The organism is Niallia sp. Sow4_A1, from assembly GCF_052116745.1.
Taxonomy (GTDB): Bacteria; Bacillota; Bacilli; order Bacillales; family Cytobacillaceae; genus Niallia; species Niallia hominis.
Window position 1 is genome coordinate 114,873 of the sequence record NZ_JBQKKM010000001.1, and the last position, 20,225, is coordinate 135,097.

Annotated in this window: 23 protein-coding genes; 19 read left to right on the plus strand and 4 right to left on the minus strand. The window is 35.0% G+C overall.

The genetic code is table 11. The features are described from left to right. The first annotated feature begins 402 nt into the window (after nt 1-402). On the plus strand, nt 403-1,914 hold the full coding sequence (locus ACTQ5K_RS00520; RefSeq protein WP_016205204.1) for a glycosyltransferase: 1,512 nt from the start codon (nt 403-405) through the stop codon (nt 1,912-1,914). A 111-nt stretch (nt 1,915-2,025) separates the two neighbouring features. On the opposite strand, the gene ACTQ5K_RS00525 is transcribed toward ACTQ5K_RS00520, so the two are convergent. Beyond that, nucleotides 2,026-2,163, minus strand: a complete 138-nt coding sequence (locus tag ACTQ5K_RS00525) for a hypothetical protein (RefSeq protein ID WP_169189142.1) — start codon at nt 2,161-2,163, stop codon at nt 2,026-2,028. Between the two features lie 378 nt (nt 2,164-2,541). On the opposite strand from ACTQ5K_RS00525, the gene ACTQ5K_RS00530 reads away from it, so the two are divergent. Continuing rightward, nucleotides 2,542-3,603: a glycosyltransferase family 4 protein gene (locus tag ACTQ5K_RS00530; RefSeq protein WP_169189141.1), complete on the plus strand. Its 1,062-nt coding sequence runs from the start codon at nt 2,542-2,544 to the stop codon at nt 3,601-3,603. A 98-nt stretch (nt 3,604-3,701) separates the two neighbouring features. On the opposite strand, the gene ACTQ5K_RS00535 is transcribed toward ACTQ5K_RS00530, so the two are convergent. The 3 genes from ACTQ5K_RS00535 to ACTQ5K_RS00545 form a co-directional block, all read right to left on the minus strand. After that, nucleotides 3,702-6,644 carry a SpoIID/LytB domain-containing protein gene (locus ACTQ5K_RS00535; protein ID WP_016205201.1) on the minus strand — a complete coding sequence of 981 codons (2,943 nt, stop codon included), beginning with the start codon at nt 6,642-6,644 and terminating at the stop codon, nt 3,702-3,704. 484 nt (nt 6,645-7,128) lie between these two features. Next, nucleotides 7,129-8,190 carry an LCP family protein gene (locus ACTQ5K_RS00540; RefSeq protein ID WP_441993175.1) on the minus strand — a complete coding sequence of 354 codons (1,062 nt, stop codon included), beginning with the start codon at nt 8,188-8,190 and terminating at the stop codon, nt 7,129-7,131. Nucleotides 8,191-8,313: 123 nt separating this feature from the next. Continuing rightward, nucleotides 8,314-8,946 (minus strand): YigZ family protein, encoded by a 633-nt coding sequence (locus ACTQ5K_RS00545; RefSeq protein WP_441993177.1) that lies wholly within the window; start codon nt 8,944-8,946, stop codon nt 8,314-8,316. Between the two features lie 550 nt (nt 8,947-9,496). On the opposite strand from ACTQ5K_RS00545, the gene ACTQ5K_RS00550 reads away from it, so the two are divergent. From ACTQ5K_RS00550 to flgK, 17 genes are all read left to right on the plus strand, one after another. Next, a complete protein-coding gene (locus ACTQ5K_RS00550) occupies nt 9,497-10,636 on the plus strand; it encodes a sensor histidine kinase (protein ID WP_031540587.1) in 1,140 nt (379 codons plus the stop codon). Then, the gene (locus ACTQ5K_RS00555) at nt 10,633-11,349 is read left to right on the plus strand and encodes a response regulator (RefSeq protein WP_109767419.1); all 717 of its coding nucleotides are present in this window, start codon (nt 10,633-10,635) and stop codon (nt 11,347-11,349) included. The genes ACTQ5K_RS00550 and ACTQ5K_RS00555 overlap by 4 nt, the downstream gene beginning before the upstream one ends. A 213-nt stretch (nt 11,350-11,562) precedes the next feature. Then, nucleotides 11,563-11,712: a sporulation histidine kinase inhibitor Sda gene (gene sda / locus ACTQ5K_RS00560; RefSeq protein WP_081836754.1), complete on the plus strand. Its 150-nt coding sequence runs from the start codon at nt 11,563-11,565 to the stop codon at nt 11,710-11,712. A 148-nt stretch (nt 11,713-11,860) separates the two neighbouring features. Beyond that, on the plus strand, nt 11,861-12,703 hold the full coding sequence (locus ACTQ5K_RS00565) for a DegV family protein (protein ID WP_235250681.1): 843 nt from the start codon (nt 11,861-11,863) through the stop codon (nt 12,701-12,703). Nucleotides 12,704-12,772: 69 nt separating this feature from the next. Next, entirely contained in the window at nt 12,773-12,931 is a 159-nt protein-coding gene (locus ACTQ5K_RS00570; RefSeq protein ID WP_441993180.1) for a hypothetical protein, read from the plus strand. Beyond that, nucleotides 12,928-13,131 (plus strand): hypothetical protein, encoded by a 204-nt coding sequence (locus tag ACTQ5K_RS00575; protein WP_441993182.1) that lies wholly within the window; start codon nt 12,928-12,930, stop codon nt 13,129-13,131. Before ACTQ5K_RS00570 ends, ACTQ5K_RS00575 begins: the two co-directional genes overlap by 4 nt. Before the next feature lie 74 nt (nt 13,132-13,205). After that, on the plus strand, nt 13,206-13,358 hold the full coding sequence (locus ACTQ5K_RS00580) for a hypothetical protein (protein ID WP_441993184.1): 153 nt from the start codon (nt 13,206-13,208) through the stop codon (nt 13,356-13,358). Nucleotides 13,359-13,390: 32 nt separating this feature from the next. Next, nucleotides 13,391-13,522, plus strand: a complete 132-nt coding sequence (locus tag ACTQ5K_RS00585) for a hypothetical protein (protein WP_284560974.1) — start codon at nt 13,391-13,393, stop codon at nt 13,520-13,522. Next, nucleotides 13,506-13,646 (plus strand): hypothetical protein, encoded by a 141-nt coding sequence (locus tag ACTQ5K_RS00590; RefSeq protein WP_284560973.1) that lies wholly within the window; start codon nt 13,506-13,508, stop codon nt 13,644-13,646. Before ACTQ5K_RS00585 ends, ACTQ5K_RS00590 begins: the two co-directional genes overlap by 17 nt. A 2-nt stretch (nt 13,647-13,648) precedes the next feature. Then, the gene (locus ACTQ5K_RS00595) at nt 13,649-13,846 is read left to right on the plus strand and encodes a hypothetical protein (RefSeq protein WP_441993187.1); all 198 of its coding nucleotides are present in this window, start codon (nt 13,649-13,651) and stop codon (nt 13,844-13,846) included. Between the two features lie 82 nt (nt 13,847-13,928). After that, complete coding sequence (locus ACTQ5K_RS00600) at nt 13,929-14,924, plus strand: nuclease-related domain-containing protein (protein ID WP_441993189.1); 996 nt, start codon at nt 13,929-13,931, stop codon at nt 14,922-14,924. After that, a complete protein-coding gene (locus tag ACTQ5K_RS00605) occupies nt 14,924-16,423 on the plus strand; it encodes a DEAD/DEAH box helicase (RefSeq protein WP_441993191.1) in 1,500 nt (499 codons plus the stop codon). The genes ACTQ5K_RS00600 and ACTQ5K_RS00605 overlap by 1 nt, the downstream gene beginning before the upstream one ends. After that, on the plus strand, nt 16,420-17,112 hold the full coding sequence (locus tag ACTQ5K_RS00610) for a ComF family protein (RefSeq protein WP_441993193.1): 693 nt from the start codon (nt 16,420-16,422) through the stop codon (nt 17,110-17,112). Before ACTQ5K_RS00605 ends, ACTQ5K_RS00610 begins: the two co-directional genes overlap by 4 nt. Nucleotides 17,113-17,125: 13 nt before the next feature. Next, entirely contained in the window at nt 17,126-17,524 is a 399-nt protein-coding gene (locus ACTQ5K_RS00615; protein ID WP_441993195.1) for a TIGR03826 family flagellar region protein, read from the plus strand. Nucleotides 17,525-17,720: 196 nt separating this feature from the next. After that, a complete protein-coding gene (gene flgM / locus ACTQ5K_RS00620; RefSeq protein ID WP_235252097.1) occupies nt 17,721-17,987 on the plus strand; it encodes a flagellar biosynthesis anti-sigma factor FlgM in 267 nt (88 codons plus the stop codon). A 180-nt stretch (nt 17,988-18,167) separates the two neighbouring features. Continuing rightward, nucleotides 18,168-18,662 (plus strand): flagellar protein FlgN, encoded by a 495-nt coding sequence (locus tag ACTQ5K_RS00625; RefSeq protein ID WP_441993197.1) that lies wholly within the window; start codon nt 18,168-18,170, stop codon nt 18,660-18,662. Between the two features lie 13 nt (nt 18,663-18,675). Then, a complete protein-coding gene (gene flgK / locus ACTQ5K_RS00630) occupies nt 18,676-20,217 on the plus strand; it encodes a flagellar hook-associated protein FlgK (RefSeq protein WP_251627595.1) in 1,542 nt (513 codons plus the stop codon). Nucleotides 20,218-20,225: the final 8 nt, after the last annotated feature.

The window sequence follows — 20,225 nt, forward strand, 5'->3', positions numbered from 1 at the left end:
TTTTTACTTGACGGTTACAATCATGCTTTTGTTTCTTCTAAATGAGTTTTATCAGCTTAATTTAAATTCTTCTATTCTTATGAAATTAACTGTCCCTTTTGACTATTGTTACGATATTCAAGCAGATAGTGTTTCTGAGTAATACCTACATTTTTCTCGTTAGTGAGATAGAATATTATGAAAATTACAAAAAAATGAAGGAGCTACTTGTTACACACCTTTGTTTAAAAAATTTATATCTAGTTGCATACTAAGTCTGAATATCACTGACCAAGTTATTTAATCCATTCTATCTAGAAGACTTGACTAACTTATTAGAACAATAGATTTTCTGTATGTTTATCTACGTATGTTTCAGTCAACAATGAAATAGTAAATATAGCGAAAGAAAGGGAGAAAGTAATGGAAGTAAATTATACTCCAGTATTTATATTTAAATCACTAAATATAGTAAGAGGTGGGCTCACTAAAGCGATTCTTACAAGAGCGAATACATTAATAAAATACTATAATCAAGTTTATATTCTTACTTTAAGCTTCCAACCAGATTTTGAAGATATTCTACAGGAATTATATAGTACAGGTCGATTAGATAAGCGTGTACAGGTGTTTAATTGTTTCCATGATTTATCAAAAAAGGTAGGCGATAATAAAGTAGATATAAAAGAACCTAAAAACAATATAATCAAAGAAGAGGGCTTATATGAGTTTATTGATAAGGGAAATGAATTGCCTTCTTATCGTTACTATAAAAATGGTGTTTATATAAAATATAAAAGATTCGATAAAGAGGGAAGGTTAGTATTTGTTGATTATATGAGTGAAAGTCGGAATCGAACTCGCAGAGATGAGTATGATAAAAATGGCTATTTGGTGTGCTCACAATTCATGGACCCAATAAATAATAGTCCAAGACTAAAAAGTTATTATGCTAAAAATGGGAAGTGCTATATGACTGTTTGGATAGATGACTATACTAAAAAAGAAGGACGTTCTCTCTTGTATGAACCAACTTGCCACGAATTTAAATCACTATATAAATTATTTACTTTTTGGGTGCAGGAAAAGTTAGAAGATATTGAGAATCCGGTTGCTTTCTCTGATTCACGTTTTTCTGATGGTCTCGTTCTTGATTTAAAGGTAGAGAATATAAAAAGAGTTGCTGTTCTACATAACAATCATTATTCCTGGCCATACAATACTAGAGCGGATACTAAGCAAACATGGAAATCCTTTCTCAATAGAATTCATGAATATGATAAGGTCATTTTTTTAACGAATGATCAAAAGAAAGACATTGGAACATTAGTGGGGAATCTCCCTACATTTGATGTGATTCCCCATGCTGTGCCTGAAATGAAGGTTGCTACAGTGGAGAAATATAATCCAAAATTAGTAGTCTATTTAGCAAGATTTGAATCTCAGAAGAGAATTGATGAAGCAATTAAAGCATTCAAATATGTTGTAAAAAAGATACCAGATGCTCAATTGCATATTTATGGATTTGGTCCCCAAAAAGTAAAGTTAGAAGCGTTAATAGAAGAATTGAATTTAAAGAAAAATATAATGTTACAAGAGTTTACGAATGCAGCATCTGCAGTTTATCAGTCCGCATCCTGTTCTATTTTGACATCTGATTATGAAGGTTTTGGAATGGTTATTACAGAAAGCATGGCGGTAGGAACTCCGGTTGTTTCGTATAATTGTAAATATGGACCAAGTGATATTATTCGAGATGGAATAGATGGGTTTTTAGTACCATGTAGAAATAAAAAGAAGTTAGCTGAAAAAGTAGTAAAGATTTTGTCTGATGACGATACTAGAAATCAATTGTCCAAGAACGCACTAGAAGTAAATGAACGTTTTAATTATCAAAAGTATGAAGAGAGATGGATAAGAGCAATTAATTCATAATAATTAGGATAATATCTGTCTATCTCCTAATCAAAAAAAAGATCTATACGAGGTGAATTTACCACTTTATATAGATCTTTTTGTTAGGAAGTATTTGCTAAATGAGTATGTTTAATCTTGCTCATTTATTGCTATTTTTGAGGGTATATCTAATAATTCTTCGCCTTCTTCATCATCGCTGTAGAATAGTTTGCTATTATAGTGCTGTAAATTTTCAAGGTTTGTTCTGTTGAACGTCCAGATTTTCATTTCTATCCCTCATTTTATATTGTTTTTTATTTTTAATAGTATGAACTAACTTAGAACGTTTTAAAGCAATAGTTGAAAAAAATATTAAACATTTCAAAACAATAATCTAAAAACTCTTCATTATAAAAAATTTAGAATTGAGTTTAATTTTAGGTAATTAATAAAAAAATTTAAGATGAAACTTTCTAAAATGAAATACGTCATATATAATAATAAGCAGTTATTTAAATTTAGTTTATAAAAAATGTAATATAAATGTAAAATAATGATGAAATTAATATAAACATGCCAGTAGGTATTGTGTTATAATAAACTTCGATTATATGCAAGAATAGATGCCTATGAAGTACGTTAATTAAGGCATTAGGGAGGATTTGCATGATTTATATAATGCTTGTGGTATGTTTCATTGCTTCTATCTTACTTACTCCATTAGTAAAAAAGCTTGCATTTAAAGTTGGAGCAATGGATAAACCAGAACAAAGAAAAGTACATCAAAAAATTATGCCTCGTATGGGCGGTTTAGCTATATACATTAGTTTTGTGATCGGTGCATTAGTAGTTAATCCGGATAAAGCTTACCATTATCCAATATTGATTGGTAGTGTCATTATAGTGTTAACGGGAGTATTGGATGATATTTATAATCTTTCTGCAAAGATTAAGTTTCTTGCTCAAACAATCGCCGCTATAATTGTTGTTGTTTGGGGTGGCGTACAAGTTGAATTTATTAACTTGCCATTCGGAGGACAATTGGAATTTGGATTCTTGGATATACCGATAACCGTTCTTTGGATTGTCGGCATAACGAATGCAATTAATTTAATTGATGGATTAGATGGGCTTGCCTCAGGTGTTTCCTGTATTGCTTTATTTACGATCACTGGTATGGCAATGATTATGGGGAATGGATATGTAATTGCTATATCTTCCATTGTTTTAGCAAGTACACTTGGGTTTTTATTTTTCAATTTTTATCCTGCAAAGATTTTTCTTGGAGATACGGGAGCATTATTTCTTGGCTATATTATTGCGGTAATGTCTCTATTAGGATTTAAAAATGTTACGTTAATCTCTTTTATTATTCCAGTAATTATTCTAGGAGTTCCTATTTCAGATACATTTTTTGCTATTATTCGTCGATTAGTTAATAAGCAGCCATTGATGGCTCCAGATAAGTCGCATTTACATCACTGCTTGTTAAATGTTGGTTTTACACATCGTCAAACGGTTATTATAATTTATGCAATGGCATCTTTTTTTGGACTAGTTGCGGTGATTTTTTCAATGGCAAAAGTATGGGGAGCAATACTCCTAATAGTTACTGTATTATTAGTAATTGAATTAATTGTTGAAAAGATAGGTTTAGTTGGAAAGAACTATAAACCTATTTTAAAATTTATTAATGATATAAGATATTCTACTGATAAAAATCGATAGTAAAAGACCCCCTTCAAGAATGAAGGAGGGTCTTTTGTTTTTTATGTAGTAAATAGAAAGGAAAGAAGTAAGGCTAGATTTGCCTTACTTCTTATTTATTATTTCACATTCTTTACGTATTGTACTGAAACATAGCCAGTAACTTTACCATATTTAATTTTATACCAAGCTCCGCTTTTTTCAAAAATTGTTATTTTCTTGTTATTAGGTATTGAACCGACTTTTTTGGATGACGCATTCGGCTTTTGTCTAATATTTAGATTTGTTGCCTTAACAGTCCCTGTCTTTACTTTATATAACGTAAACTTTTTAGTAGCTGTTTTTTTTAGCTTACTACCATTTACAGATTCAATAGATACAGTATAGCTTCCATCACTTGCATTGCCAACATTCCATGTATAAGAATGAATTCCTGCTTTTATGGACTTATTAGAAGCAAGGGTTTTGACGACTTTGTTTTTACCATTTACGATTTTTACAGTTGTTGTCGAAGCTTGGTTAACATGGAAGCTAACTTTGATTTTATTGCCAGATGTATCATAGCTCGTTTTCATCTCTTTAATGGTGGGAGCAATTGCTTTTTTTAAAGTGAATTTTTGATTAGCCGTTTTTTTCTGCCCACTAGTATTAGTAGAAGTGACTGAAACAGTATAGGTTCCATTATTAACTTTACTAACATCCCAGTTATAAGTTCTCGTACCAGTGGCAATTGATTGATTGTTTGCTAATGTTTTGATGACTTTATTTTTGTTGTCTTTAATTTGCACAGTAGTTTTGGTCGTTTGATTAACATTGAAACTAATTTTCATCTGGTTGTTACTTGCTGTATAGTTTGTCTTTATGTCTTTTATAGTAGGAGCAGTTGGCTTTTGTAAAGTGAATTTTTGAGTAGCTGTCTTTTTCTGTCCACTATTATTAGTTGAAGTTATTGCAACAGTATAGGTTCCATTATTAACTTTGCTAACATCCCAGTTATACGTTCTCGTACCAGCAGCCTTTGATTCATCACTAGCTAGCGTTTTAATTACTTTATTGTTGCTATCTTTCAATTCGACAGTTGTTTTTGCTGTTTGATCAACATGGAAACTAACTTTTACCTGGTTGTTACTTGCGGTATAGCTTGTTTTTATATCTTTAATAGAAGGAGCTACTATTTCTGCTTTTTTTAAAGTGAAATTTTGTTTAGCAGAACTTGATTTGCCAACACTATTAACAGATGTAATTTCTAGAGTATAGTTTCCGTTGTTGACATTTGATACATCCCAATTATACGAAGTTGTTCCAACAGCGATTGATTGATTGCTTGCTAATGTTTTGATAACTTTATTGTTGTTATCTTTTATTATTACAGTTGTTTTTGTTGGTTGGTTTCCTTTAAAGGAAACAACTATTCTGTTTGGATCTGAATCATATTTAGTGCTGATTGAACTAATAGTTGGTGCTTCTACTTTTGATACTTGAACAATGGCACTACTTGAAGTTGTTTGATTATTACTGTTTGTTGCTATAACTTCTGTTGTATAGCTTCCGTTGCTCCAACTTGAAGCATCAGCAGTGTAGGAGTAGCTACCTGCGTTTAAAGATTTGTTATTCAAAAGTGTTGATACGATTTTACCAGTGCTGTCTTTAATTCTTACTATGACAGTTGCTGCTTTATTGATATTGAATGATATTCTCACATTATCATTCGAGTTAACGAACGAAGCTTTTATATCTTTTATAACGGGAGCAGAAATATCAGTCTGTGTATATTCAGTAACTAGTTTAGCTCCAGGATAATAGAATGCTAGAATTTCATTGTATTTTTGTCCTGCCTTAGCACGATTATTTGCACCATATTGGCTCAAGCCAACTCCGTGACCGTACCCTTTTCCAGCAATGCTATGAGCAGTTGAATTAGAGGAGCTTTTTGTAATAAGATAACTTTTTACATTGTCTATTCCTATCATTGCTCTAACTCTTGATGCTGCAACATTCGTTTGTTTTACTTCTTGTAAAATTAGTTTTCCGTCTTTGTCTTTTATATCCTTCACGTAAAACTGAACCGTTATGGAACCTGTAGTTACACGTTTTGTGGAAGAAGGGTTATTAAAAGAAAGAGTTGGAATTGAGACAATCTTGATATCTTTATCTTTATACCCATTATTATTTAACCAAGTTTTAATAAGGGAGATAATTTTACTATCTTTTTCAGACGCATTTTTCCACCATGTATCTGGTTTAACTAAATCTTTGTCTTTCATGTCGATTTGCGTTTTTTGCAAGCTAAAATCCCAATTAAAGCTTGTATCATAAGGATCGAGTTCATTTTTTAGATATCCATATTCGTATCCCCAAACATTCTTAGCAGCCTCCATTACGCCACCATTACTTGCTGAGAATACGGCACTGATTAGTTTTCCATTATATTTTAAGACTTGTCCAGTAGTAGAATCTACAGCTTTATTGGAGTTAGGATGGGAATCAGTTAGTCCGCCATAAACTTGATGGTTTATAGTATCTGTGATTGTCTGACCACCATAATTCCAAGAATAAGTACGTGCTGCAACGGCTTGAGCTTTTAACGCTTCAAGATCCCATAAAGCTGGCATTTCTCGCGGAACAACCCCTTTAAGGTAATCTTCCATACCAACCGTATTAATTGGTCTAATATAGTTTTTGCCACTTATTGTTTCCATAATAAATTCAAAAGATCCTTTATATGAACGATTATTAATCGATAAGGAGCTGTCTGAGTCGGAAGAAGCTAGAGTAAAGGAAGTGGATTGATAAATAGATTTGCTTCCTTGATACAATTTTAGTTGAGATTGCTCTAATTTAAGGATATATTCTGTGTTGCTGTTTAAAGAAACTTTGCCATCAATGGTTTTATAGGTTCCGGATGGTTTAAGAGTAACTTGTGTTTTATTTCCGAGGTAATTCTTAAGTTTTACATGTACTTGTGGTTCGTTAACACTAGCATAGGCATTATGTTCGAAAATTGGCAGTATAGAAATCAGTAAAACAAATGAAAGCAACATGGATAGTAATTTTTTTAACATCTTTTTCTCCTTCATACATTAGTAATAAACTATGAATCTAGTAAAAAAATCTAATACTTTAGACCCCGTTACAATTAATTAGAATTATACCAAATTTTAATGTAGGTGAAAGAAATACTTAAAAATTATGTCTTTTTACCTAAAATAAGGGACTAATATGATTCTATCATAATAGCATGTTGTGTTAGTATGGATAATTATGGTGAATATCTAATAGAGAATATAATAAGTAGAATTAATGGTTAGATAAATAAGTAGGGGGAATTTTAGATAGGAAAAATATAGAACAAAATATAGAATTATTATCTTCTATTAGTTTAGTGACAAATTTCTTAATTTGAAAAGTAGATATTCATTCGGTTAACAATCTTTCTAAATAATATATTGGGAAAGATGAGGGAAGTACATTAGGCTTATCTTCTATTGAATCGAATAAACCAAAAAACATACACCAATGAAAATTGGTGTATGTCAGATATAGTGATTAGTTTAAAGTGGAGGAATCCGTTGTTGAATCTGTTTCTGTTTCAGTAGAGTTTTTAGAGTCTGATAAGAAACTGCTATTTAGACCTAAATGCTGCTGAAGGACAGATTTTGTCTCCGCTAATGCTGTTTCATCTAATTGATAAATATATTTACCATCTACACGGCCATCCGTACCCGCGAGTGTAAGTGTTTCTACTTGTAAACCGTTATCGGCAGTTGCATAAGCAATTAAGGACTGCATATCGCTGAATGATAGGTCTGTTGTCATATTGCTTCCGACCGCTTCCATTACTTTTGAATATTTTGTTATCCCTTCAACAGAGATCGCTTTTTTCATGATTGCTTGCATGATTAACTGTTGTCTTTTTCCACGCTCAATGTCGTTATCAATTTTTCTTGTTCTTGCAAGGGCCAGTGCTTCTTCTCCGTCCAATTCTTGATATCCTTCTTCTAGATGGATAGCTCCTGCTTTATCTTTTGAGTTTTGCTCTGTAAAAGTAACTGGAACATCGACATCAATACCACCTAAAGCATCAACAACATCCATGAAAGCGTCAAAGTTCATTTTTACATAATAGTCAATTGGAATCTCTAGTAAATTTTCTACCGTATCTAAAGTAGATGTAACGCCGCCAAAATAATGCGCATGGGTAATTTTATCTTTATAGCCGCGTTCAGGAATATATACGTAAGAATCACGAGGAATGCTTAGTAATTTAACGGACTTTTCTTTCTCATTTAAAGTAGCAACCATTAAGGCATCGGAACGAGAACGAGTTGTTCCAGATTGACTTGATCTCTTTTCGCTGTCATCTACTCCAATAAATAAAATGGAAACATCGTCGATATCTGGGTCCACTCTAGTTTCCCTTTTTGTATCACGATCAATTGGTTCATATGAATCATCTGCAACCGATTTTGCTTTTGAATAGAGAGTTGCTCCATAACCAATGCCTGCTAAAATAATAACAAGCAGAGGAACAAAAATAAAAAGTTTTGCTTTTTTTCGTTTCTTTTTCTTATTATCCTTTATATATGTTTCTCTTGATTTATTTGCCATAAGTTTCTCCTTTGTAAATAAAAAATACCACCAAAAGCTATATACTATATTAACGATAAATATCGGTTCCGTAAATTAGCATTTTTTGGCTATATTAGGTATTTCTTTGTATTGTGAAAAAAATTAAATAAAATTTTCTGCATAAATCTTTTCTTTGTCTGTCATAATACCTTGTCCATTCGTTAAGTCTGTTATCCACGCTTTGTAGTTTTCGATTTGATCTGAATCTACAAAGACTTCGATTTCAACATTTTCTAAATAGTGAATGTCTTTGATTTGATAGTTTGAGGACCGTAATTCATTTTCCATTTTACCAAGTAAAGGATACTCGATGGAAACACTGATTATTTGCTTTAATTTTCTTTCGATGATGCCTACGTTTGTCAAGCCTTCTGAGGTTGTTTTTCCATAAGCGCGAATAAGTCCTCCAGCACCAAGCTTGATCCCACCAAAATACCTTGTTACAACAACGGTAGTATCTTTTAGACCTTTTTTCTTGAGCACCTCAAGAATGGGTACTCCTGCTGTGCCACTTGGTTCACCGTCATCATTTGCCTTTTGAATTTGGTCATGCTCTCCAATTAGGTAAGCAGAACAATTATGTGTTGCGTCTTTATGTTTTTTCTTTATTTCTCCTATGAAAGCCTGTGCAGCTTCTTCTGTTTCTGTTCGCGCAATATGTGCAATAAACCGCGATTTTTGTATAATTAGCTCGTATTCTCCGTAGCTAGGCACAGTTAGATAGGAAGGAAGCATACTGAAAGCTCCTTTCATTATGTCTTTATAACCGTCCGTTGTTTAAAGTGCGATTAATTTTTTCTATCTATAAAGACGGGTGTATCGATTAAGCTTTTCGAAAAAAAACAGGAAAATCGATAATTAGTCTTATTTCATTATAATTCGACAAGGTCTATTCTTCAATTATTGTTCTCTTTGTAATCAAATCTTAATATAGTGATTTAGCAAGCGTGATATAATAAGTAAAACTCCATGCTCGAAAAGACCTGCTACATATGGAATGGGCTATTCTACATGGAGCGGCTTGTGTTCATGTTCTAACCTATATATATTTCTTTTTCTTTGTTTTTCGTTTAGAATAGGATAAAATTATATTAGCGAATTTTTACATACTTTTTCACAGCAATCTTTGGAATTGTTAGGTCTTAAGACATGGTTTTGAACAGGGGGATATGTGTCTAAATAACGATTTTCATTTATTTTATAATGAATTATACATATTATTAACTTTCAAGCTAAAATAAGAATGGATGTTGGAAGGGTTTTAGCCTTTTTGGAGGAATTATATATGTTAATAAGGAAATTTGACACAAAAACGTTAGATTATATTGTGGAACAAATGATTCAGACTGTTGGTTCCAGCAAGGACGAAATTTTTCGTATCGGAGAACAATGTCGACAAGATTATGAAACCCTTACCGAAGAATTAAAAGAAATGAAAGTACTTGTGTTAGAAACGATAGAAAAAGGAGACGAGCTAGAAATCCAGTCTCGATTTGCTCGTAAGCGCTTGTCAGAAGTAAGTAAGCACTTTAATGAATACTCAGAAGCGGAAGTAAGAGAAGCTTATGAAAGAGCACATACGCTGCAAATGGATTTAAGCATGAATCGGCATCTTGAAAAGCAATATCGTGAGCGCAGAGATGATTTGGAACGCCGATTGTTAGGACTAGATGAAACAATCGAGAGGGCTGAGCATCTGGTTACGCAAATTTCTGTCGTCATGAATTATTTGGTTAGTGATTTGAAACAGGTTGGCGAAGTAATAGAAGACGCCAAGCAAAAGCAGGATTTTGGCCTGAAAATTATCGGTGCCCAGGAAGAAGAGAAAAAGCGACTTTCTCGGGAGATACACGATGGACCAGCTCAAATGATGGCAAATGTTATGATGCGTTCTGATTTAGTGGAAAGAATATATAAAGAGCGTGGTGCAAAAGAGGCGTTTGAAGAAATCAGAAATTTAAAAGTTATGGTTCGAAGCGCGTTATATGAAGTAAGAAGAATTATTTACGATCTTCGCCCGATGGCTTTAGATGATTTGGGCCTCATTCCAACGTTGAAAAAATATCTGAAAACAATAGAAGAGTATCATGAATCGACAAAAATCGAGTTTGCCACAATAGGGAAGGAAGCAAGACTTCCAAGTAAATATGAAGTTGCACTTTTTCGGTTAGTTCAAGAATCCGTACAAAATGCTTTAAAGCACGCAGAAGCATCTAATATTACGGTAAAAGTAGAATTACGAAGAGATCAAATTATCGTCTTAGTTAAGGATAATGGGAAAGGATTCGATAAGAATCAGAAGAAGGAAGAATCCTTTGGCTTAATTGGGATGCGAGAAAGAGTACAACTCCTTGATGGAGAAATAACCATTGATTCCAAACTTGGGGTTGGAACCATTGTTATGATCAACGTTCCTATTAGATGATAAAGAAAAAAAGGGAGGCGGAGCAGTTGACTACAAAGATAGTTATTATTGATGATCACCAATTGTTTAGAGAAGGGGTAAAAAGAATTCTTGACTTCGAATCAAGTTTCGAGGTTGTAGCTGAAGGAGATGATGGCACACAAGCCATTCAGCTAATCGAAGAATACCAACCAGACGTAACCATCATGGATATAAACATGCCTTCTATCAATGGAGTAGAGGCAACAAGACAATTATTAGAGAAATTTCCTGAAACAAAGGTCATTATTTTATCCATACACGATGATGAAAACTACGTAACACATGCCCTAAAAACAGGAGCAAGCGGCTATCTGTTAAAAGAAATGGATGCAGATGCACTAATTGAAGCTGTTAAAGTAGTTGCAGATGGAGGTTCTTATCTTCATCCGAAAGTAACGCATAATTTAGTAAATGAATATCGTCGTTTAGCATTAGAAAATGCTTATTCAGATGAACATCATGTACAAGTAGTAGAAATTAGAAGACCATTACATTTATTAACGAGACGTGAATGCGAAGTTTTACAGCTTCTGGCAGATGGAAAAAGTAACCGAGGAATCGGCGAAGCACTATTTATTAGTGAAAAAACGGTTAAAAACCATGTAAGTAATATTTTGCAAAAAATGAATGTAAATGACCGTACACAAGCAGTGGTTGTTGCGATTAAAAACGGTTGGGTAGAAGTTCGTTAAAAAGAAAGGAGTTACCTGAATCACTAGATGGTTTGAGGAGCTCCTTTTTATTTTTAAAATAAAAGAAGACTTCCTTTTGTTATTCTGAAAATTACTACTTATTTGTTGAAAATCTGTCATAAAATTCTGCGAGTTGTAGGTGTTTTCACCTATATTTTTATTGCAATTCTTGATAAGATAAGTATAAATTTCTTTAGTGATGGGAGGATTGCAATGAATGGAATAAACAGAATTTCGGATCCAGCCCTATTAAAAGCATATACAGATGCTGTAAAGTTAGAGCTAGCGGAAGAGTTCATCATGATCCTCCTTGCTGAACTAAAAAGAAGGAATCTTTCAGTTCCTCACTCCTCTCCAAAATAAAATCTGTTGCTTTATTTACCCTGCCTTTTAAATTTCCATATTAATTCCTCTTTTTGTGCATTATAATAGAGTTAATAAATAATGCAAGTAAACTCTTTTTTAGTTAAAATGATAGACAAACGAATAGATAAGGAAGGTAATTAATTGGATGAAAACAGCTATTGTTACAGATAGTACAGCTTATATTCCTCAAGAAGTGAGGGAAAAGTATAATATACATATGATTCCGTTGACGGTGATTCTCGGTGCAGAAGTGTATGAGGAAGAAAGAGATTTAACTGCTGCCGAATTTTATGAAGTAATTAAAACAAAGGAGCTGCCAACTACCTCTCAACCACCAATTGGAAAGTTTGTGGAGCTATTTGAAAAGCTAGCTGAAAAGTATGATGAAGTAATCAGCGTTCACTTATCAAGTGGAATAAGCGGTACATACCAAGGCGCTATTTCTGCGGGATCCATGGTGGAAGGATTGGAAGTATATGCATTTGATACAGAAGTGAGTTGTATGGTGCAAGGCTTTTATGCAATTGAAGCAGCAAAGTTGGTCCAAGAAGGGAAATCAGCAGCAGAAATAATCCCAATTCTAGATAAATTGAAAGAAACAAGCCATGCTTACTTTATGGTAGATGACTTGTCTAACCTTCAAAGAGGCGGACGCCTATCAAGTGCCCAAGCAATAATAGGAAGCCTCCTTCAAGTTAAACCATTACTTCATTTCAAAGATAAATTAATCGTCCCATTTGAAAAAATCCGCACAAAAAAAAGAGCAATGAAGCGCATTGTAGAGCTTTTGGGAGAAGCCACAAATGGCGACAGCTACTACGCCGTCATTATCCATGCTAATCGGGAAGAAGAAGCAAAAGAATGGAAAGCGGAATTAGAGAAAGAATTCCCAAACATTGAATTCTCATTAAGCTACTTTGGTGCTGTAATTGGAACCCATTTAGGTGAAGGTTCTATGGGTCTTGGGTGGATGAAGAAAAGAGAATAAAGTTATGCGTGATCCCGGTTCTTGGTGAGAATCGGGGTTTTTTGTGTTGGTGGATTGATGGGGGTGCGGGTGAGTGAGAGTGGGGGAGTTGGAGGTAAGGGTGGGGAAGTTGCAAGTAAAAGTGGGGAAGTTGCAAGTAAAAGTGGGGAAGTTGCAAGTAAAGGTGGGGAAGTTGCAAGTAAAAGTATAAAAGCTGCAAATAAAGGTGTTAAGCGCAAGCAAAAGTGAAGAAGTTGCAAGTAAAAGTGAGAAAGTCGCAAGTAAAGGTGAGAAAGTCGCAAGTAAAGGTGAGAAAGTCGCAAGTAAAGGTGGGGAAGTCGCAAGTAAAGGTGTTAAGCGCAAGTAAAGGTGGGGAAGCCGCAAGTAAAAGTGAAGAAGCTGCAAGTAAAAGTGAGAAAGTCGCAAGTAAAAGTGGAAAGCGCAAGTAAAGGTGGGGAAGCCGCAAGTAAAAGTGAAGAAGTTGCAAGTAAAAGTGTAAAAGCTGCAAGTAAAGGTGAAAAAGTTGCAAGTAAAGGTGGGAAGCGCAAGTAAAGATGTGAAAGCCGCAAGTAAAAGTGAAGAAGTTGCAAGTAAAAGTGTAAAAGCTGCAAGTAAAGGTGAAAAAGTTGCAAGTAAAAGTATAAAAGCTGCAAATAAAGGTGTTAAGCGCAAGTAAAGGTGGGCAAGTCGCAAGTAAAAGTGAATTAGTTGCAAGTAAAAGTGGGAAGCGCAAGTAAAAGTGAAAAAGTTGCAAGTAAAAGTGAGAAAGTCGCAAGTAAAGGTGAAAAAGTCGCAAGTAAAAGTATAAAAGCTGCAAATAAAGGTGTTAAGCGCAAGTAAAGGTGAGAAAGTTGCAAGTAAAGGTGAAGAAGTTGCAAGTAAAAGTGGGAAAGTTGCAAGTAAAGGTGGGCAAGTCGCAAGTAAAAGTGAATTAGTTGCAAGTAAAGGTGGGAAGCGCAAGTAAAAGTGAAGAAGTTGCAAGTAAAAGTGAGAAAGTCGCAAGTAAAAGTGAAAAAGCCGCAAGAAAAGGTGTTAAGCGCAAGTAAAAGTGAGAAAGCCGCAAGTAAAAGTAGAAAAGCCACAAGTAAGAGATCGAAAGCGAAAACTAAGACTGCCCCCATCATGCCCGTAAAAAAGCATCAAAATAAATTACCTCTTCAATAGCCCCAACATTTTTCTAAAATAAGCAGGAATTTTCGCCGAGTTCCAAGAATAATGCAATATAAAATGTAAAGGAAGTGATTAATTGATTGTTAAACCAATTGAATATCCATATCGAGCGCTCCAATTAGAAGCTTTACTCTCTAGGATCAAGGCAAATCATCCTAATATTTCTTTGATTAATCAAGATTATCAATGGAAACTGGCGGGTTACAGAGGAGAGAAAGCTGTTGACTTCCCACTTAGTTTTTTACCAGACGAGGAATATTTTATTCTTCATGATTTACGGCTTTGGGATGGAAAGCATTTTTTCCAAATTGATGTATTAGTCCTCCATGCAAAATATGCGTTAATCATCGAGGTGAAAAACATAGTCGGTGAACTATACTTTGATACAGACTTGCATCAAATGATACGAATAAAAGGCGAGGAAAAAGAGGCCTTCCCAGATCCTATTCTTCAAGTGAATCGCCTAACAAGGCAACTCAAGACTTGGTTAGCGGTCCATCATTTCCCCGACATTCCAATTTATCCCCTCGTTGTGTTTAGTAATACCAAGTCGATTTTACGCTTAACCCCAACTCAAATTCAAACCTTTAAAAATACTTTAATTCATAAAGAATATTTACCAGAATTAATTCCTAAACTAACTGCTTCTTACCAAACGCCTTTCCTTCCATCAAATGAGAAAAAGAAATTGATCAAAGGGTTAAAAAGACAGCATACTCCTTTAGATACTGGGATTTTGCATAAATATCAGGTGGATAAAAAAGATATTATTACTGGTATAAAATGCGAAGGCTGCAATCAATTTTTGATGAAAAAACATATGCAACACTGGTATTGTACTGGGTGCAAGCAGAAGGAACGTCAATTATTGATACCTAATTTAAAAGACTACTACTTTCTTTTCGGGGAACAGATTACCAATTCTCAACTTAGGGAATTTTTACAAATAGAATCTATATACACATCATCAAGAATGCTAGCAAAATTAAACCTGAAAGTAACTGGAACGGGTAAAAAGACTGTCCATCACTTATCCTTAAACCTTTTTAAATCAGAAATAGGAGGAAACTAATGCGGTTTTATATAAAAGACAATCTGCTAATTCCTACTAAAACTAATCCCACACATGCTTACCGAATAGCAGATATTTCAAAAACTCAACTCAACAAACTTCCACAAAAAGAAAATTACCCATTTAACCCATCTCTACAATCCACACTTCAAGGCAAGGCCTTACTACTTGATGAAATTCCTTTTTCCCAAGAAGAAATCCAAGCCCATTATGAAAATGGATATTGTTCTTACTTGAAGGGCATTGATAAAAATGCTCGCAATAAATATATGTGCAAACGATGTGGCAATGAGAATCAGGAGCTGTTTGCCAGTTTTCCATGTGCACGATGTAAAGAGATATGCACATATTGTCGCAATTGCATCATGATGGGAAGAATTAGTGAATGCACACCACTAATTACTTGGTGTGGGCCGCAGTTAAATCAAGATACTTCAGACAATGCTTTACAATGGAGCGGGACACTTTCCCCTGGACAGCAAGAAGCATCAGATAAAATGGTTTCTATTATTGAAAATAAATCTGAGCTTTTAATTTGGGCAGTGTGTGGAGCTGGCAAGACTGAGATACTTTTCAAGGGAATTGAAAAAGCATTGCAAAAAAATCAACGTGTTTGCATTGCTACTCCTCGTACTGATGTTGTCCTCGAATTGGCCCCTCGATTACAGGAAGTTTTCCCAAAGATAAAGGTTTTGCCTGTCTTTGGTGGCAGTGAAGATCGCCATCATTTTAGTCCACTCACAATAAGCACGACCCACCAGCTCTTTCGTTTTCAACAGGCATTTGATCTTGTTATTTTGGACGAGATGGATGCCTTTCCTTACTCTGTAGACAAATCGCTTCAGTATGCTGTGCAAAAAGCGAGAAAAGATTTTTCCACGCTTATTTACTTAACGGCAACCCCTGATAAAAATTGGCAGGAAAAATGCAGGCAAAACAAGATTGATTATGTTACGATTCCGGCGCGCTTCCATCAATTTCCCTTGCCTGTACCAAACTTCCAGTGGTGTGGTAATTGGGAAAAGGGACTGAACAAGGACAAGCTCCCTGCGTCAGTTGTTAATTGGATGCAAGAACGTGTTCTGCTGAATAAGCCAATGCTTTTATTTGTCCCGAAAATTCATTATATGGAAAAAGTAAAAATCCTTTTGCAATCAATAGTTGGCAGTTTAGAAACGGTTCATGCAGAAGACCCAGACAGAAAAGAAAAGGTGCAAAAAATGCGGAAGAAAGAGGTCGATTTGCTCATTACAACAACTATTTTAGAGAGAGGGGTTACTTTTCCAAATGTAGATGTTGCTGTGTTAGGGGCGGAAAATCAAATTTTCACAGAAAGTGCCCTTGTTCAGATTGCTGGGAGAGTTGGGCGAAAAAAAGAATTTCCTGATGGAACGATCACTTTTTTTCACTATGGAAAAACAAATAGCATGGTTTCTGCACGAAAACAAATTATGAAAAGCAATAAGGAAGCAAGGGAAAGGGGGATGCTTCTTCTATGATTTGTGTGATTTGCTTAACGGCTGTTACTCCTGATTTTAACTGGACATATCTTTTATCAAAAGAGCCAGAATGTTATTTATGCATAGGATGTAAGGAAAAGCTTCAAGTAATTACGGGAGAAACATGCCAGATTTGTGGTCGGCCCCTCGACCTGCTTGAAGCTGTTCATGTGGAGGAAGGAGTATGCCATGATTGCTGCAGATGGAATGAATCCACAGAATGGAAAGGAATCTTGGAAGCAAATCAATCGTTATTTTTATATAATGATTTTTTGAAAGAAACAATCGCTCGGTTTAAGTATCGAGGGGATTTTCGAATAGCAGCATCCTTTGTCTCTTTTTTACCGAAGGATTTTGCAAAAAACAAGGTGGTAGTTCCCATTCCATTAAGTGAGGAACGGTTGTACGAGAGAGGATTTAATCAAGTAGAGGCAGTTCTTTTCTATGCTAAAGTCCCTTATTTGAACTGTATGGTACGGTTACATAGTGAGAAACAGTCGAAAAAAACAAGAAAAGAGCGATTGCAAATCGAAAATATTTTTAAACTAGAACAGAAAGAGTCGATTATGGCTCAAGATATTCTCCTCGTTGACGATATATATACTACAGGATCGACGTTACGAAATGCGGCGAAAGTATTAAAGGAAGCGGGAGCAAAGTCCATCACTTCCTTTACGATTGCAAGATGAGGAGGAACCATGGATGGCAGAACTAGGGAATTGTCCACAATGTGGAGATATTTATGTGTTAAATAATATTCGTGATGTGTGTCTAAATTGTTATAAGCAAGAAGAAGCAGATTTCGAAAAGGTCTACCAATTTATTCGAAAAAAACAGAACCGCACAGCGCAAATGGAGGAAGTAGTAGAAGCGACGGGTGTAGAAAAAACGCTGATATATAAATTTATAAAAAAAGGCAGAATTAAGCTTGCTCAATTTCCTAATCTTGGATACCCTTGTGCAAAGTGTGGAACGGTTATTCGCGAAGGAAAGCTTTGTCAGCCATGTATGACAGGAATACAGAGTGACTTGCATGTCATTGAAAAAGAAGAAGAACGAAAAAAAGAGTTAGAAAAAAGAAACACGTATTTTACTCGATAAACAAAGCGCCGATTCCCTTCGGCGCAACCTACAACCTACTATCCCCTCTAGTAATATATTCATATAAGCTATTTGGAAAGTAGTTATTTTGGCGTATTTTTATAAAAGTAGAAGGAAATGTTTAAATAAAACGCTAATCATCCGATACTAGTAATAAGAATAAAACTTGTACGGGAAAGAAAGCGAGGAATACACAATGAAAATCAATAATTTTGGGACACAGGGCATTAACCCATATAAAAAAGTAAACAAAGTCGAACAATCCAATAAAGCGGAAGGAACAAAGGGAGCAGATAAAGTAGAAATTTCTGCAGCCGCAAAAGAACTACAGCAAGTTTCCCAAGTTTCTGCAGCCCGCACGGAGAAAATTGACGCACTAAAGAAACAAGTACAAAGTGGTGCATATGAAGTAAATCCACAGGATGTAGCAAAAAGCATCTTGAACTTTTATTCCAAAAACTAATTCATCCATAAAGGCTGTTTTCTAAAAGCTTGTTGCTTTTTCAATAGAGGTATATTCTCAGTAGAAATACTACTAAGTCATAATACACGTAGACTCCCATGGAAAGCGAAGTGTATTCAGGCTACGGGCTATAACAACAAACTTTACTGAAACAACTTTCATATAAAAAGGAGGGCTAACATGTCAGCTACATTATTAATGCAGACGTTAGACAAGCTTGTAAAACTTCATGAAAGTTTACATGAAGTGGCAAAAAAGAAGACGGAAATAATTAAGGTTGGCGATATGGAAGCCCTTCAGCAAATAATGAAGGATGAACAAGCTCATATAATGAGTATCCAAAAGCTAGAAGAAGCAAGAATAGCCATCTCGAAACGAATTGTTGTCAATGTTCCAGATCCTTCTGTGATGGATTGCGTCAAGCATCTTGATTCAGAAGCTGCGGCGAATATAGCTGGAATTGCCAATCAACTAAAAGCAATCATCATGGATTTAAAAGAAACAAATTCATTGAATCAACAGCTTCTTCAGCAATCCATGCAATTTGTCAATATTTCCTTAAATTTATTTAAGCCGACGCAGAAAAGCATGAATTACGGTAAGCCGAGCGGCAATAATATTCGTACAAACACGATTGGAAAACAAGGAAATAGCATTTTAAATATTAAGGCATAATGGGGGAAAGAAAATGGCTTCAACGTTTATGGGAATAGAAACCGCAAGACGTGGACTGACTGCACAACAAAGTGCTTTATATACGACAGGAAATAATATCGCAAATGCAAATACACTTGGCTACACTCGTCAAAGAGTGGACTTGCAGCAATCACAAAGCTTTCCATCTGTAGGGCAAAATGCTCCGATGATACCAGGTCAAATGGGAACAGGAGTGGAAGCTGGCTCCGTTGTACGTGTGAGAGAAACATTTCTTGATACACAGTATCGCTCAGAATCCAGCAAGCTTGGTTACTGGGAAAATCGTGCTGCAGCATTAAGTGATTTGGAAACGATTATGAACGAGCCTTCAGATTCTGGTTTAGCTGCAGCGATGGATTCATTCTGGGAATCTCTACAAGACATGGCCGTTGACCCACAAAATGCAGGCGCTCGTGCTGTTGTTCGTCAGCGCGGTATTGCTGTTGCAGAAACATTTAACTACTTACATCAAACCGTTTCAGCAGAAAAAGCAGATGCAAAAAATGAATTGGGCGTATCAGAAAAAGCAATGAATACCTTGCTTTCACAGCTTGACCAAGTAAATAAGCAGATTGGCAGTGTGGAACCAAATGGCTATTTACCCAATGATTTATATGATAAAAGAGATAGCATCCTCGATGAATTATCCCAATACGCCAACATTAAAGTTAGCTACGAAGCGTCAGTCGGAAATGCTTTAGCTCAAGCAGAAGGTAAAGCAGTAGTAACTTTGGTGGATGATAATGGAAATGCCCTTGGCACCTTAGTGGATAAGGATGGTGTTCATCAAATAAAAGTAAACCATAATGCAGATGATACAGCTGTTGATTCAATTTCTATTGGAGATACAGTAATTGATATTAATAACTTCAATTCTACTGGAAAATTAAAGAGTGTCGTAGAATCCTATGGTTATAAGGATGAAAATGGACAATTAGCAGGAATATATAATGATATGTTAACAGAATTAGATAATCTTGCTTATACGTTTGCGACAGAATTTAATAAGGTGCATGAAGAGGGCTTAAGCCCAAATGAAATAACTGATGGGGACCAGGCGATTTCTTTCTTTGCTGATTCGGAAAGTGGAAGTATCGGAGAGCGAGAAGGTTTTGCAAGTAGAATCACGATTTCACAAGATATTAAGAATAGCTTAGATAACATTGTAAATGCTGATCCATCTAATCCAACGCTTGGTGATGCAACCTATGTAAGCAAATTAGCAGACATCTTCAATAATAATTATGATTATGGGAATAACTCAGAGCAATCTAATTTCCGTAACTATTTTGAAGGGGTTATTGGAAGTATGGCAGTAAGCGCTCAAGAAGCGAATAAAATGACTTCTAACTCTGCTACGCTTCAACAAACAGTTGATAACAGACGAATGAGTGTGAGCTCTGTTTCGTTAGATGAAGAAATGAGCAATATGATCCAATTCCAGCAAGCATATAATGCATCTGCAAGAATGGTTACCGTAATGGATGAAATGCTAGACAAAATTATTAACGGCATGGGTGTCGGTGGAAGATAGGTGAATAA